Here is a 14,363-nt window from a genome sequence, read left to right as displayed (position 1 = left end):
GTGAACGGCGTATCGATATCTCGTGTTCATATAACGAGTCGATCGAGTCCGGGAGGAGTAAATTCGAAGCGCGTCGCAAGCACGTGGCGTACGAGATCGAAGACCGATTCGGCGTGATCCAGGACAATCGAATCCGATGAAATGACAATACCCGTATAATTTTTCAGCGGATAATCCGCGGACGGTACCACTTCGATGGAAATCGGGAAATGAAACCGCGCCTTGCAATACCCGCGCAAATCGCGGGCCATTTCTCCCGAGTGTGAAACAGGGGCATCGATATAGAGATCGAGTCGTCCGGGTAACAGGACCGTAAAAACGCTGAAAATTTCGCTGATGGCGCGCTCCGTTATTTTCGTTGGACGATAGCTGCCGTGAATTCCGGAAGAATCCCTCACCACACCGTCGTCCGAAATAAAAACCGGAAAACCCTTTAAATAACTTTCGATCGTGATGAGGACGTTATACCAGTCAATACCTAAAGGACGTGCTTTTACCGCTTCATGCCGGATCATTTTCTTTTTTCGTGTCGCGGCCACCTCATCCTGAATGACTCCCCTGAACAAACAGTTTCTCTGCAGCCTCGTCAATCGGTATCTGTCTCCGACGAGCTTCAGGAGTGCTTTTGGCGGATACTGTCTGTTTCTGAGAAAACGGTAATCGTCGATTGCGTCTCTGAACGACATGGAAATCCCTTGCGTTTTTTTTTCAATACCGGTATTTGCGTCCTGCGGTTTTCCGTCATTGACAATGCTCAAACAAATACTATACAATGATAAATATTATCATGGAAGAGAAAAGAAGCAAAAAACAGGATATTTCAAATAACAAGGGATTGTATGCCCGTATATACGGCCGGGTGCAGGGCGTGGGATTCAGATATTCCACCATAATGCAGGGGAGGGGGCTGTTTCTTTGCGGGTATGCAAGAAATATGGACGACGGGAGTGTCGAGGTTGTCGCGGAAGGGGATGTCGAACATCTCCGTCGCCTGCTTTCCTGGCTCAAAAAGGGGCCCACCGGTTCCCGGGTCGACAGAGTCGATTCACACCCCATACCCTATTCCGGCACATACAGAACATTCGGTGTCGAATATTAGCCGTAATACCTAATGAAGGCGTTCGCCCCCGGCGTGGTGCCTTTTACCGGCGCGCCGTATCATCGCCGTATTTATTTTTTCGTCATGGAACGCTGTATTTTCGCCCACGAATCCTTGAGGTTTACCGTCATATTGAAGACGGGATGGCCTGGGGAGGAATCGGGATCGACGCAAAAATACCCCTGGCGTAAAAACTGGAATGTCTGTCCCGGCTGAGTTTCCGCGCATCCGGGTTCGATCATACAATCCATTATCACATCGAGTGATTCCTTGTTGATATTGACCGTCCAATCATCTCCTTCTTCTATATCGAGGGGGTTCTCCTTTGTAAAAAGCCGGTCATACATCCGCACTTCGGCACGTATCGCATGGGCCGCCGACACCCAATGTGAGGTGCCGAGGACCTTTCTTCCGTCGGACGTCCATCCGCCGCGGGATTCGGGATCATAAGTGCAGTGCAGTTCGATGATGTCTCCGGTTTTTTTATCCTTAACCACGTCGATACATGTGATATAGTAGGCATGTTTGAGTCTGATTTCTTTTCCCGGAGACAGCCTGAAGAATTTCTTCGGCGGATTCTCGAGGAAATCGTCCTGTTCGATGTAAATGACACGGGAAAAGGGTATTTGCCTCGTTCCCATGCTTTCGTCTTCAGGGTTGTTGTCGGCATCGAACCAATCGACTTTGTCTTCGGGGTAATTGTCGATAACGACCCGCAGGGGCTTCAGGACCGCCATCACCCGCGGGGCGTGTTTGTTCAACTCTTCCCGGATATAGTATTCGAGCATGGCGATATCGGCAGTACTCAGGGTTTTGGAAATACCGGCACGGGCAATAAATGCCCGTATCGCCGCGGGTGTATAGCCGCGGCGTCTGAGTCCTGAAAGCGTCGGCATCCGCGGATCGTCCCATCCGGACACATATCCCTTCTGCACGAGTTCCAAAAGCCTGCGTTTGCTCATGACCGTATAGGTGAGATTGAGCCGGGAAAACTCGATCTGCTGCGGGTGGCATTCGACATCGAGTTCGTCCAGAAACCAGTCGTAAAGCGGCCGGTGGTCCTCGAATTCAAGCGAACAGAGCGAATGGGTGATGCCCTCGATCGAATCCGAAAGGCAGTGGGTGAAATCGTACATCGGATAAATACACCATATATCTTCTGTTCGATGGTGATGCGCTTTTTTGATCCTGTATATCGTGGGATCGCGCATATTGAGATTCGGATGGGCCATATCGATTTTGGCGCGAAGAACGCAGGCGCCTTCATCGAATTCCCCGTTTTTCATTTTTTGGAAGAGGGAAAGGTTTTCTTCGACGCTGCGGTCACGGTAGGGACTGTTTTCCCCCGGTTCGGTGAGTGTTCCCCGATATGCACGTATTTCATCGGGACTCAGATTATCGACATATGCCTTTCCCTTTTTAATCAGGGCAACCGCGTACTCGTAAAGCGCTTCGAAATAGTCCGATGCGAAATATTCCCGGTCTTCCCAGTCGAAACCGAGCCACCGTATGTCCTCACGTATCGACTCAATGTATTCAACCTCCTCTTTTTCGGGATTTGTATCGTCGAATCGAAGATTGCATAGACCGCTATAATCCAGGGCGATCTCAAAATTGATACAGATCGCTTTGGCGTGGCCGATATGGAGGTATCCGTTCGGTTCCGGGGGAAACCGCGTATGAACCCTTCCCCCGTTCTTGTTGTTTTTTATGTCCTCGGCAATTATTGCACGAATAAAATCCAGAGATCTTTCTTCTCCCTGAATATTCGTCTCCTCGTTTCCCATCACTATTCTCCTCCCCCTTTTTATATATCGATGTATTGTCAATCCCTTACGAGATAAAACTCGACGCGCCTGTTTTTCCACCTGTTGACCATATCGTTATGGGGAACGAGGGGATAGGTTGCCCCATGACCAATGGTTTCAATTTTTGACGGATCACAGCCCTCATCGACAAGCTCTTTTTTTATCGCTTCCGCCCGTTTCTTTGTCAGGGGGATGAGCACATTGGTGTTCTCGGCTTCGGCCGCCTTTTTATCGTTTATTTTTGATTTAGGCATGAGGGCGTGGCCTTCGATCTGAAGTCTGTAATCCGGATACCGCTTCAGGAGTCGGGTGATTGTCCTGATGGTTTTTTTGTTCATTTTGACTTTATCGCTGTCGACCCTCGAGTAATCAGCTTCATAGGCGTTGAATACGACGGCCCATATCTTTATCCGGTATCGCCCGTCTTTTGTCCTTTCAAGGAGGACATCCACGGGAATCTTTGTCTCTGAGCTTCCCGTATTGTTGCACGCGTCCGTCATGGTTATCTTTGCCCGGTAATCCGTCGCGATATCGACGATCGTACTGTCGTCACCGATCCCGTCCCAGGTGACACCGCCTGAAGGGATTGCCATGCCGGTAAAGGTTTTAAACAATTCATTCTCTTCATTATATATTTCGATCTTCCAGCTTTCGGTTCCGCTTATATCATCGGAGGAAAAGGATATGGTAAGCATATCGTTCCGGCCGTCACCGTCCGGTGAAAAAGGGAGGGGATTTGCCTCGATCCGGGGCTGCGGCGGTGTATTGTCGAGGGTGAATTTTCCCGAATTCTCAGAAACAGGTTTGTTCCCGTTTATGTAATTGAGGGTAAGCACGCCCGTGTAAACGCCTTCATCGGCAAGACCGCCGTTCTTTTTGCCGTCCCAGAGCAGGGATTCGGGCGGCGCTCCGTTGCCGGAAAAGGTTTTCTGTGCACCCCTTGCGGAATGCGTCATTTCAACCTTCCATGATTGTAATTTATCCGTCTGACTCGCTGCGATTTCAAATTCGATGGTATCGACAACCCCGTCTCCATTGGGAGAAAAGCCCGGTGAAATCGCCCGGATTGACGCAGAGATCGCGCTCGTGTCGAATTTGGCGGCCCCGAGGTTTGCCGGAGTCGGTTCGGCTTCCGGTTCGGCGGTCGGTTCAGGTTCCTGCGGAGTTGTTCCGCATCCCAGAAATAATAAGCCAAAGCATAATACCGTGATACCCAAAATATTTCGTTTCATATAATGCTCCTCCTCTCATGGAACAAAAGGTGAAAAAGTCCGGCACGCTTTATTGTTATTTAAAAAAGCGATCGTAAACGTATATAATTTGTAAAGAGTGTCATAAAAAAAGTCAAGCAATTTTCTGCCCCGCTGTCTTTGTTCACCTGTAAAGCCCGTGTTCGACAATATATGCAAAAACCGCCGGATCGAGGTATCGCGATGCTTCGATGTCTTTTTTATCCTTCAATAATTCCCTCACCTGTGTCGATGAAACCTTCATTATCGGCTTGTCCGCGGAAAGATACATGTGCGGGGGCTTGCGGTACCATTCCACGGTATTGTCGACCGCCACTCCCTGTCTCGGAACGACGACAAATCTCACGAGTTTTTCCAGTGCCTCGTACTCGACCCATGTATGAAATGCATTGGCGTTATCCAGGCCGATAATGAGACTGATTTCGTACCCTTCCTTTATAAATGCTTCATCGAGCAGCTTTTTCATGAGATAATAAGTACCGCCTGAAAATTCGTTTCTTATTTCGTAGTCGCACACCTCGACGCGCGCATCCTTTGAAGCGGCCATGGAACACATAGTGAGTCTATGTTCCGGCGATGCCAGGCGTTTGTTGAAGATATGGGTGAAACAGGGCATAATCCACACGACGTCGAAAATCCGGACGGTATCGAGGACAAACGACGCGATCTCGATATGCGCTCTGGTAACGGGATTGAACGCCCCGCCGAGAATCGCGACCTGGATTTTCTTTTCCCTCCCCCGGTACCGGCCGAAACGTTTCGAGAAGGCCTCGTCGATTTCTCTTTGCAGATCCGACATGTTCCGTATCCCTTATTTCCCGGCCAGTGCTATGGGAAAATCCCTGATCGTATCCGGCTTTGCGGTGACCGGTGTCTGCCTTCCCCCGGTCAGCTTTTTGACGCGCTCGGAGATGTAGAGATCGAGTTGATTGATGGTAATGGTTCCTTCACCGATATAATCCGCTTTTCCGCTTATTCCTTCCACCAGGGCGAGGGTGAACGCGCCGTTCCCCCATCCTTCGTTTTCCAAAGAGTACTGGTTGCCTGATGAGGAACAGAAAACAACGGCGCCGTTTTCCGCGTGAATGAGTTCCATGACCTCCTTGTTCGTGTCGAGGTGGAGAATGCCCCTCCGTCCGGTGACACTGATGAGCCCCGAATGACATGTGTCCATAAAGTAGACCACCTTGCCGGCTATCGATTGTATGGTTGTGGCGATATCGTTCGAGGGGAGGCAGGTCCGTTTTATCTTTTGAAGATCCGCCTCCACGGGGAGATAATAGAGGTTTCCCGTATTGTCATTGATGCCGTGGCCGGCAAAGAAAATCATCGCGATGTCGCGGGAGGTTGTTTCCTTCTGAATCCAGTCGAGGCCGTCCAGAATATTGTCTTTCGTCGCCTTTTCATCGGTAAGCAGGGTGACGGTCACTTCGCCGTAGAGCCGTTTTTTCTGTACGGCCATCGCCTTTGAGAAGTCCGCCGCGTCCTTTGCCGCGAATCCAAGACGCAGCTGGGGGTCTTCATACGCCGAAACACCAACGGAAAGCAGATATAGTTTCGGCATCAGGGAATCATGACCGGATGTACCGGTTTTGGTGATGCTGATACAAACCGGTTCACTCCATCCGAAAGCGTTTCGCGCGCAGACCGTGATATCGTTCGGTCCCGGTACGAGTTCGCAGGAAAGCGGGATTTCCTTTCCTTCGGGCGCGATGAAATTTTTCAGGTTTTTTGTTTCATAAGGTCTGCCCCCCCGCAATATTTTCAGTTGCGTTACCGGCTGGTTTGACGGTGTACGGACCGAGACGACGAGGGAAACCGATTTCTCGGCGGTTTCCGTAAACGGGGCGGGTTTGACGATACTGACAACGGGGGGGAGGATTTCGAATATTTCTTTTTTCGCCGTCTTACCGCCGGCGATACCGTCCGCCGCTTCGACGGCGATACCGTCCGCCGCTTTCAGGGATTCCGTTTCGTTCTTTTCCTCGAGAAGGAAAGGGATGACATCGGGCCGGTAGAAACGGGACGAAAACCGGCCTGCCGGGAAAAAGTCCGCCGCGCGGTCGATACCGTTTTCGACATGCCATCCGATAAGATCCTGGGCGCCGGCCGAACAATCGTAATAGCCGGACGGACTGAAGAGGATCCATCGTTTGCCGTCGCCGTGAACGAAAAGGGTAAGCAGGAGGTTCCCGCTGTCGAGACCGTACCATTGAAGGGTGCCGTTGCCGCAGGCGACGACACATATTTTTTTTTCGTCAGCGATATTGACCGCCCATCCGTGATCGGGAAGGGGGGCTTTCCAGAGTAAAGTTCCTTTTTCATCGGCGCAATAAAGATGTTGACTCGTACCCAGAACGCACCGTTTGCCGTCCTTCGATACGGCGGCGCTTCTCGATCGTTCGTTTTTAACCAGGAACCCGCATTTTTTCCCGTTGATGCACGGCGAGACGTCGTCGAGCCAGTGCGTCACGGCGAGACCTTCCCTGTCCGTTACCGCGAGGGGAAAAGATGAAGTTTCACGTCTCAGTTCTCTCATCCCGATCGAAAAGGTAAATGTGGCCGGGCCTTGCGGTTTGAATGACACCGTCGAGGCGTCGGGTGAAAACCTCAGGTACCGGGATTGATAGTTGCCGAAATCCGGGATCTCGGCTTCCCGGTGGAAATACGGCTTGCCGTCGCAACCGATTCTCCCGATTTCGGGAAACCCGCTGCAGTACGCGACGGAATTACCGGGTAATGGTTTGAGGTCGAAAATCGTGTTCCTGCATACGGGATAATCCTCGTATGCCCCTTTGCCCCCGTTTTTGTACATACGGACGGGGTATCGCCAGTACCGCCCTTCGTCGGTCCGGTGTCTGCCTCCGGCGGCAAGGAAGGTTCCGTCAGCGGACCAGCAGACGCAGGAGAGATCGGAACCCTGCGACAGGCCGCCGGCCGGCGGTTCGTACAGCGGGGCGAGGGATTCCGATGAAAGGACTTCGAGTTTTTTCAAGCCGACGTAGCCGATCGCGCACCGGGCGCCGTCGGGTGAGAAGTCGATGCCATACGGTTCCCTGCCCGCCCCTTCGCGCCGGGCGATCAACCGATACGAATCGTCGTAAAGCCTTATCGTTCCGTCGTCGCATACCGAAGCCAGCCTCATGTCTTTTGAAAAACAAGCGTTGTAACCCGCTTCACCGTAATTTTCGAGGATACGGGATATTTTCCATGTTTCGGCGGAAACGACGGCGATACCCTTACCCCCGCCGAGACAGACGGAAAGCCATGCGCCGTCCGGTGAAAACTCGCAATCAAAGACGACATGATCGAGCCCGCCGATCCTCCCCGTCATCTCACCCGTCGCCGTATTGAATACATACAGGCAGTATTCACCCGCCACATTCTTTCCGGTCCAGCCGCCGGTCACGGCGGTCGACCCGTCGGGCGAAAGCGCGCACGCATACAATTTTCCTTCGTTTCCCGGTGCGATCGGGGGTCTGAAAACACGGATCAAGGCTCCGCCGGCCGCATCCCACAGGCGGGCGGTTTTATCCGAAGAACAGCTGAGAAGGTATTTCCCCGCCGCGTCGCGATCGATCTTGTGAACGGTCGATGTGTGCATTTCCGTGTTTATCCGCAGCCCGGGTGTGGATGTATCCCCGGACGAAGCGGTGAAAGAGGCGATACAAAGAATCAGGAAGGCGGCGATTGCAGGTTTCATGATAAAAAGGTATCATACATAAAAAAACGGGTCAAGAATGGGAAAAATCGAGAAGGTATCCCGTGAAATGAAAAGGATTCGGAGTGCGGGTACTGCCTTGAAAAAGGATTTGACCGGCGGCGAACCATGTAGTAACAATGATATATCGGTCGGGCATGTGAAGCCTGTTGTCGCCGCACGTTGCGGTTAACGGGGTGAAAAGCCTTTCGATGAGATCGGGCCAACAGAAGGAGAAGTCATGCGAACCGTCGGGAACGAAGCGTCATGGATCGGTATTGCAAAATGTGTTGCGAGGGGAATCCGTTACCGGGTGCTTTTTCATACGCTCGAAGCGGGCGGCGGGTATTTGAGCCAGGCGTGTTCGTCGGCGGAAATCCTCGCCGTCATGTACACAAAGGTCATGCGTCTCCCCGCACCCGGTTCCCCGCTGCTTCCAGGAGCGTTTCGCGGGGTTCCCGGGCCGAATAATCGGGATTACACGACAGGCGCCCTTTACAACGGCCCGCGGGACGCCGAACACGACCGCTTCATCCTTTCTCCCGCCCATTACGCACTCGCCCTCTATGCGGCGTTGATCGAAACGGGAAGAATGCACGAAGCGGGGCTTCGTGATTTCAATAAAGACGGATCGTCAGTCGAGATGATCGGCGCCGAGCATTCGCCCGGCATGGAGGTGATGACCGGTTCGCTCGGGCAGGGCATCAGCCAGGCCGCGGGCATCGCGCTTGCCAGGAAAAAGAAAGGGGAGTCCGGCAAGGTCTGGGTTTTTATGTCCGACGGCGAGTTCCAGATCGGACAAACCTGGGAGGCGGTCGAATTCGCCGCGTACCACGGTTTGACGAACATCGGTATGTATGTCGATGTGAACAGTTACCAGTGCGACGGGAAGATCGATTCGGTTATGGGAATCGATCCCCTGGACAGGCGGCTCGAGGCGTTTGGGGCGGAAGTCGTCTCCTGTCCCGGCCATGACGTCGTCCGCCTTGCCGCCGCCGCTTCCGAATGGAAAGGGGAACGTCCCCTCGTCGTACTGGCGCAGACAGTACCGTGGCAGGGCATCGAGGTACTCAGACAACGGGAACCGAAGTTCCACTATATCCGGTTTCATACGGATGAAGAGAGACAGTCCCTCGCCGATGCGCTTCAATCGTATGAAACGGAAATCGAACGGGAATCCGGTTAAAGGAAGGTGCCATGGAACGATGCAGCCGTGTTCACGCCCGTCATCTTGTCGAATGGGCCAAAGACAAACCCGAAGTACTCGTCCTCTCGGCCGACCTCACCTCCTCGACGGAAGTGGATCTGTTCAGGGACGCCTATCCGGACCGGTTTATTTCGGCCGGGATCGCGGAGCAGAACATGGTAAGCGTCGCCGGGGGGCTCGCGCGGGAGGGTTATATCCCCTTTGTCCATACCTTTGCCGTGTTCCTCTACCGCCGCGCCTGCGACCAGATCGCAATGTCCGTCGCCTACCCGAATCTGCCGGTGAAGCTTTTCGGCTTTCTTCCCGGCATCACCACGCCAGGCGGCGCGACCCACCAGGCGATCGAGGATATCGCCGTGATGCGGCTTCTGCCCAACATGACCGTCTTTGAGTGCGGAGACGCGACCGAGGTCGAAAGCGTTCTCGATGCCGCCATCGCGGTAAACGGGCCCGTGTACGTGCGGATGATCAGGGGGGATATTCCCCGGCTGTTCGATGCCGATAAACCTTTTGTCTGCGACAAACCTCGGGTTTTGCGGAAGGGGGCTGATGTGGCCGTTTTTTCTTCCGGAATCTGCACGGAAGAGGTGATGCGGGTGATCCCCGCGCTCGAAAAGCGGGGTGTGGCGGCCGCCCACATCCATATGTCGACCTTCAAGCCCTGTAAAAGTCCGATAGTGACCGAAGCGATTGCCGGTGCGTCGTACGGGGTGGTGACCGTCGAGAATCACCTGACGAACGGGGGCCTCGCTACCCTGGTCGCAGAGCGTATGGTGGAATGCGGTACCGTTAAAAGGCTTCTCGCGTGCGGAATCCGCGATACCTTTTCACACGGCGGGGGGCGGGCGTATCTCATGAAGGAACACGGGCTGGACGCGTCCGCCGTCATACGGGCCGTGGAAACCCTTGTCGGCAGACCCCTTGACATACCTGAATCGGAAATCTCGGCCGGTGTGCTCCCCGATACACCCAAGGGTTCGCCTTCCGAGGCGCTGTAATGAAGGAACCGGTAAAAGATAGATTTACCGTTACCTACCGCCTTTTTTGCCGTGAAGGTGAAGCCGAGGTGATGGCGGAGGCTTTATGTATCGAGCAGACAATCGAGTTTCCCCTCCAATATGTGCGGAAAGAAAACATCGGACGGGAGGTGATCGGAAGGGTCGAATCATTACGGAAAGCCGGGCGCCGGTGTTACGATGCCGTTATCAGTTTTCTCGATGAAACAGCGGGACCCGATTTCCCGCAATTTTTGAATGTCCTGTTCGGTAATTCAAGCCTGAAACCCGGTATACGGGTCGAACGGATCGACCTGTCGCCGCATATGCTTGGGTTTTTCAAGGGACCCCGTTTCGGGATAGACGGTCTGCGGAAACGCTGCGGCGCGTACGATCGCCCGCTTCTCTGCACCGCCATCAAACCACTCGGGCTGCCGGCGCGCGAACTCGCGCATCGCGCCTACCGGTTCGCATACGGGGGCATCGATATCATCAAGGACGATCACGGCCTCTCGAATCAGGTGTTCGCCCCTTTCAAGGAACGCGCTTCCAGGTGTGCGGAAGCGATACATAAGGCAAATGCCCGTACGGGCGGTGCTGCAATCTACGCGCCGAATATCACCTCCGGATGTGACGAACTATTCGAGCGGGCCGTATTCGCGAAAAGGGTGGGGGCCGGTGCTTTTCTGATCTCGCCCGGGCTCGCGGGCTACGACGCCGTGAAACGGATCGCTTCAAGCGATGATCTGGACCTTCCCCTCATCTACCACCCGGCATTTCAAGGAAGTTTTGTCACGAACGGCATGTCGGGGATTTCTCCGGCGGTTCTTTTTGGAGAACTTCCCCGTCTCGCGGGCTCGGACGCGGCTATTTTTCCGAATTTCGGGGGAAGGTTCACATTCAGCAAGGCCTCATGCGGGGGTGTCAGGGACGGCTGCGTGAGAGATATGACGGGAATCAGGAAGATCTTTCCGGTACCGGGGGGCGGTATGGGACTTTCGTCGCTTGATATGATGAAAGATTTTTACGGAACGGATGTGGCGTTTCTCATAGGCGGTGACCTTTTCGCCCATGGAAACGACATCGTCTCCACATGCCGGATGTTCAGGGAAATCGTCATGTCGGTTTAAATCAAAGGGAAGACCGGGATTTTGTATGGAAACCCGTCATTGCCGATGCCGTATACTTTGTTCGCCATACGCTTTCCGTATCGCGAAAAAAAGTATATTTTATGGTTAATATGCTTTATTAAGGAGTATCGCCCATGAAAAAAATCAGACAACTGCAAAAAGGACGCCGCGTCGTCCGCATCGTCGTTTTATTGCTCGTGCTGGCGACATCGACAACCCTCGGTTTACTGCATCAGTACGGGAAAGGGTGGACCCCGGCGGGTGTGGACGCATTCTGTCCTTTCGGGGGGATCGAATCGGCCATCACCCTCATTACCACGGGCGCGATGTTGAGCAAGATCGCATGGAGCAGTTTTATCCTGCTTTTCGCCACCCTCATTGTGGCGGTCCTCTTCCGCCGGTCGTTCTGCGGCAGCCTCTGCCCCCTCGGTACATTGCAGGAGTTGTTCGGGAGGGCTGGTAAAAAGATCTTCAAAAAACGTCTCGAAGTTCCGGCCGTACTCGACAAACCGGCGCGGTACATCAAGTATATTGTTCTGGTCGTATTTGTCGTTCTATCGGCAATCCTGGGGGAACTCGCAATACGGCCATACGATCCGTGGGCAACCTACCACCACCTCTTCTCTTCCGATCTTTTCACCGAGTTTTCAATAGGATTCGCAGTGCTGGCGGTTAGCCTGGCCGGTTCCTTCTTCGTGGACCGTTTTTTCTGCAAATACCTTTGTCCCATGGGGGCCTTCCTGGGACTGATCAACAGGATCGGTCTTTTCCGGATCAGGAGAAACGACACGACCTGTATTCATTGCCACGCGTGCAACAAGGCCTGTCCGGTCAATATCAAGGTCGAGGAGACGGTTACAGTCGACTCTTCCGAATGCATCGCCTGTTCGGAATGCGTGAACGTTTGTCCGGTCGAAAATACACTGTTTATCGAAGGGCCCAAAAAAAGCAGAGTCTCTCCCTTTACCGTTACAACGGCCTCCTTTCTTATCTTCGCGGCCGTTATCGGGGCGGCGACGATAACCGGCGGTTTCGAATGGACGTTGAAAACACTGGAAGAAACGACCGGCGAACAAGGCGCGTTCAATCCGGACGATATCAAGGGTCGGGATACCTTCAGACAGGTATCGGAATTATCCGGGGTCGATGCCGGGCTCATTATGGAGCATTTTTCCATTACCGAAGAGCAGTTCGACAAGCCGATCAGGGACGCCTCGCATGAAGACGGCTCCGGATTCGAGACGGAGGATGTCCGCGAGTTCATACGGCAGCAGTTGAAAGACCGCTGATCGCTTGACAAATCAGGCCGGGGTGAATACGATGTGATTGCATATCTGCGGTAACGATAACGTTATCGTATGGACGCCGATGTGCGGACCGGTCTTTACTTCGGAATGAAAAGCGGCCGGAAAAAAGACAGGCGTTACTGTTTCGATCAATAGTATGAAAGAAGGAAGCGGTACCAGGTATGAAAGAAAAAGGATATGTTATCGGAATCGATTTTGGAACGGATTCCGTCCGAGCCCTGCTCGTCGACGCATCGGACGGGAGTGAAATCTCAACGCATATTTATCATTACCGGCTGTGGAAATCGGGCCTCTATTGTGATCCCGTCAACAACCGGTTCAGGCAGCATCCCCTGGATTATATTGAGGGATTGGAGGAGGTTGTCACCGGGTGTCTGAAAAAAGCCCCGAAAGAAGCGGCAAGAAACGTCGCGGGTATTTCCGTGGATACGACCGGTTCCACCCCCTGCGCCGTCGACAGACGGGGAATGCCGCTTGCCCTGAGGTCCGAATTCAACGACAATCCGAACGCGATGTTCGTGCTCTGGAAGGACCATTCCGCCGTGAAAGAGGCGGATGAGATCAATCATCTGGCAAAAACATGGGGGGGAACCGATTACACGAAATATTCGGGGGGTGTCTATTCCTCCGAATGGTTCTGGGCGAAATTGCTGCATGTCATCAGAACCGATTCGTCCGTCAGGGAAGCCGCCTGTTCCTGGATCGAACATTGCGACTGGATACCCGCGTTATTGACCGGGTGCAGCGACGCGGCGTCGGTCAAACGCAGCAGGTGCGCGGCCGGGCATAAGGCAATGTGGCACGAATCCTTTCACGGTCTACCCCATCGGGACTTTCTTGTAAAACTCGATCCCCTTCTTGACGAAATAAGGGGAAGGTTGTATCGGGATACGTACACGAGTTGTGAAAAAGCGGGAAGCCTTTCACCTGTGTGGGCGAAGCGGCTCGGGATAGGCGGCCGCGAGGTGGCCGTGGGTGTCGGTGCGTTCGACGCCCACATGGGCGCTGTCGGGGGCGGAATAAGACCGTATGTGCTGAGCAAGGTGATGGGAACTTCGACCTGTGACATGTTGATCGCCCCGCTTGACGATATCGGCGACAAACTCATCAGGGGAATCTGCGGCCAGGTGGATGGTTCAATCGTTCCCGGTATGATGGGAATGGAAGCGGGACAAAGCGCCTTCGGCGACATTTATGCATGGTTTCAACAACTTCTCGCATGGCCGCTTCTGCATGTTATCGGCAAGGCCGATACGGATGAAAGGAAAAGGGAAAACATAACCGGGAAGGCGGAGGACCGGATCATTCCGGAGCTTTCACGGCAGGCGGCGGCACTTCCTGTCGATGAATCGATTATCGCGATCGACTGGATGAACGGGAGGAGGACGCCGTATGCCAATCAGCTGGTCAAAGGCGCGATTGCCGGACTCAATCTCGGAAGCGACGCTCCGCGAATTTTCCGGGCACTCGTTGAAAGTACCGCCTTCGGTGCAAAAAAAATCGTGGACCGTTTTCATGAAGAAGGAATAGAAATAAAGGAAGTGATCGCCCTTGGCGGGGTAGCAAAAAAATCGCCGTTTATCATGCAGGTTGTCGCGGACGTGCTCGGCAAAAAGATAAAAGTAGCGGCATCGGAGCAGGCCTGCGCTCTCGGTGCGGCGATGTTTGCCGCTGTCGCGGCGGGGATTCACAAGGACATCGAAACCGCCCAGGCGGCCATGGAAAGTGGTTTCGAGAAGGAATATGTCCCCGATCCGGACAGAAACCGGCAATACGAAAGGCTTTACGAGAAGTATTCGGCGTTCTGTGCATTTATCGAAACGCAGACCGGGCGGCTTGACGAATAGAACACCGCCCGAATCATATC

At 53.5% G+C, this 14,363-nt stretch carries 11 protein-coding genes; 6 read left to right on the top strand and 5 right to left on the bottom strand.

Translation table 11 applies throughout. The annotated features are described in order from the left end of the window. Positions 1-26 precede the first annotated feature (26 nt). Positions 27-686 (bottom strand): DUF434 domain-containing protein, encoded by a 660-nt coding sequence (locus JW881_16105; protein MBN1699043.1) that lies wholly within the window; start codon positions 684-686, stop codon positions 27-29. A gap of 101 nt (positions 687-787) precedes the next feature. Between JW881_16105 and yccX the strand changes: the two genes are divergently transcribed. Next, on the top strand, positions 788-1,099 hold the full coding sequence (yccX, locus tag JW881_16100; protein ID MBN1699042.1) for an acylphosphatase: 312 nt from the start codon (positions 788-790) through the stop codon (positions 1,097-1,099). 71 nt (positions 1,100-1,170) lie between these two features. Here the strand turns inward: yccX and JW881_16095 are convergent, their stop codons facing one another. The 4 genes from JW881_16095 to JW881_16080 form a co-directional block, all read right to left on the bottom strand. Next, positions 1,171-2,886, bottom strand: a complete 1,716-nt coding sequence (locus JW881_16095) for a glutamine--tRNA ligase/YqeY domain fusion protein (protein ID MBN1699041.1) — start codon at positions 2,884-2,886, stop codon at positions 1,171-1,173. A 38-nt stretch (positions 2,887-2,924) separates the two neighbouring features. Then, positions 2,925-4,139: an OmpA family protein gene (locus tag JW881_16090; GenBank protein ID MBN1699040.1), complete on the bottom strand. Its 1,215-nt coding sequence runs from the start codon at positions 4,137-4,139 to the stop codon at positions 2,925-2,927. A gap of 142 nt (positions 4,140-4,281) precedes the next feature. Next, positions 4,282-4,956 (bottom strand): nicotinate (nicotinamide) nucleotide adenylyltransferase, encoded by a 675-nt coding sequence (gene nadD / locus JW881_16085; protein ID MBN1699039.1) that lies wholly within the window; start codon positions 4,954-4,956, stop codon positions 4,282-4,284. A gap of 12 nt (positions 4,957-4,968) precedes the next feature. Beyond that, entirely contained in the window at positions 4,969-7,860 is a 2,892-nt protein-coding gene (locus tag JW881_16080; GenBank protein MBN1699038.1) for a caspase family protein, read from the bottom strand. Positions 7,861-8,098: 238 nt separating this feature from the next. On the opposite strand from JW881_16080, the gene JW881_16075 reads away from it, so the two are divergent. The 5 genes from JW881_16075 (at position 8,099) to JW881_16055 (ending at position 14,343) form a co-directional block, all read left to right on the top strand. After that, positions 8,099-9,043, top strand: a complete 945-nt coding sequence (locus JW881_16075; protein MBN1699037.1) for a transketolase — start codon at positions 8,099-8,101, stop codon at positions 9,041-9,043. 11 nt (positions 9,044-9,054) lie between these two features. Next, the gene (locus tag JW881_16070) at positions 9,055-10,062 is read left to right on the top strand and encodes a transketolase (GenBank protein ID MBN1699036.1); all 1,008 of its coding nucleotides are present in this window, start codon (positions 9,055-9,057) and stop codon (positions 10,060-10,062) included. Next, positions 10,062-11,189, top strand: a complete 1,128-nt coding sequence (locus JW881_16065) for a ribulose 1,5-bisphosphate carboxylase large subunit (protein ID MBN1699035.1) — start codon at positions 10,062-10,064, stop codon at positions 11,187-11,189. Before JW881_16070 ends, JW881_16065 begins: the two co-directional genes overlap by 1 nt. A 134-nt stretch (positions 11,190-11,323) precedes the next feature. Next, positions 11,324-12,478 (top strand): 4Fe-4S binding protein, encoded by a 1,155-nt coding sequence (locus JW881_16060; GenBank protein MBN1699034.1) that lies wholly within the window; start codon positions 11,324-11,326, stop codon positions 12,476-12,478. Positions 12,479-12,657: 179 nt separating this feature from the next. After that, the gene (locus JW881_16055) at positions 12,658-14,343 is read left to right on the top strand and encodes a ribulokinase (protein ID MBN1699033.1); all 1,686 of its coding nucleotides are present in this window, start codon (positions 12,658-12,660) and stop codon (positions 14,341-14,343) included. The last annotated feature ends 20 nt before the right edge of the window (positions 14,344-14,363 follow it).

The organism is Spirochaetales bacterium (assembly GCA_016930085.1).
In the GTDB taxonomy this organism is placed as follows: domain Bacteria; phylum Spirochaetota; class Spirochaetia; order SZUA-6; family JAFGRV01; genus JAFGHO01.
The sequence above is the reverse complement of the archived record's forward strand: the minus strand, read 5'-3'. Positions and strand labels throughout refer to the sequence as shown.

Excerpts from the sequence above, each read along its gene's own strand:
- JW881_16060 (MBN1699034.1), top strand. The coding sequence starts at position 11,324 with ATGAAAAAAATCAGACAACTGCAAAAAGGACGCCGCGTCGTCCGCATC.
- JW881_16075 (MBN1699037.1), top strand. The coding sequence starts at position 8,099 with ATGCGAACCGTCGGGAACGAAGCGTCATGGATCGGTATTGCAAAATGT.
- JW881_16105 (MBN1699043.1), bottom strand. The coding sequence starts at position 686 with ATGTCGTTCAGAGACGCAATCGACGATTACCGTTTTCTCAGAAACAGA.
- JW881_16080 (MBN1699038.1), bottom strand. The coding sequence starts at position 7,860 with ATGAAACCTGCAATCGCCGCCTTCCTGATTCTTTGTATCGCCTCTTTC.
- JW881_16065 (MBN1699035.1), top strand. The coding sequence starts at position 10,062 with ATGAAGGAACCGGTAAAAGATAGATTTACCGTTACCTACCGCCTTTTT.
- yccX (MBN1699042.1), top strand. The coding sequence starts at position 788 with ATGGAAGAGAAAAGAAGCAAAAAACAGGATATTTCAAATAACAAGGGA.
- JW881_16095 (MBN1699041.1), bottom strand. The coding sequence starts at position 2,886 with ATGGGAAACGAGGAGACGAATATTCAGGGAGAAGAAAGATCTCTGGAT.
- JW881_16090 (MBN1699040.1), bottom strand. The coding sequence starts at position 4,139 with ATGAAACGAAATATTTTGGGTATCACGGTATTATGCTTTGGCTTATTA.
- JW881_16070 (MBN1699036.1), top strand. The coding sequence starts at position 9,055 with ATGGAACGATGCAGCCGTGTTCACGCCCGTCATCTTGTCGAATGGGCC.
- JW881_16055 (MBN1699033.1), top strand. The coding sequence starts at position 12,658 with ATGAAAGAAAAAGGATATGTTATCGGAATCGATTTTGGAACGGATTCC.
- nadD (MBN1699039.1), bottom strand. The coding sequence starts at position 4,956 with ATGTCGGATCTGCAAAGAGAAATCGACGAGGCCTTCTCGAAACGTTTC.